Source organism: Arthrobacter celericrescens, from assembly GCF_003614925.1.
Classification (GTDB): domain Bacteria; phylum Actinomycetota; class Actinomycetes; order Actinomycetales; family Micrococcaceae; genus Arthrobacter; species Arthrobacter celericrescens.
This window is the reverse complement of record NZ_QYLP01000040.1, coordinates 1-598: the sequence shown is the minus strand read 5'-3', so window position 1 is coordinate 598 and position 598 is coordinate 1. Positions and strand designations below refer to the sequence as shown.

At 61.9% G+C, this 598-nt stretch carries 1 protein-coding gene; it reads left to right on the top strand.

What is annotated here, in order from left to right:
• Positions 1-297: 297 nt before the first annotated feature.
• The coding region (locus D3654_RS10135) for an IS110 family transposase (RefSeq protein ID WP_162943700.1) at positions 298-598 on the top strand (301 nt) is incomplete at its 3' end.

Here is a 598-nt window from a genome sequence, read left to right as displayed (position 1 = left end):
TCAATTACCCAGGGGCTTCGCCCCGCCGTGGGCATGGAAAATGTGTGCAGGGGCGGGGTCTCTGGCGTGGTGCCGGTTGCGCGGAGCAGACTTGGGAGTGTGTTTCGGTTGACCCCGGTCGTTTTGTAGTGCCAGTGAGCCTGCGCCTCAATCTGGTGGTGGAGGGCACATCATGTTGTCCGCGGGACCGTGGACTGTAGCCTTCGAGCACGAATGTCAGATTTGTTGTTGCATCCGCCCTCCCCGGAACACAGACACCCTTGCCCTGCAGGAACGGTTCAAGGAAGGTGATCGGGCATGGAAGTCATCCACCCGCGGTGCGCGGGCATTGATGTGTCGAAGAAGGACGCGAAGGTCTGCATCCGTGTCCAGGGCACCGGGAACCGGCCCACCACCACCTCGATCACGACCTGGGAGGCAATGACCTCCCGGATACTGGAGCTCAGAGACCACCTGCTGAACGAGCGGGTGGGCTTGGTGGTGATGGAAGCGACCAGCGACTATTGGCGACCGTTCTACTATCTGCTCGAGGACGACGGGCTGGAAGTGATCCTGGTCAACGCCCGCGATGCCCACAACATGCCGGGCCGCAAGACCG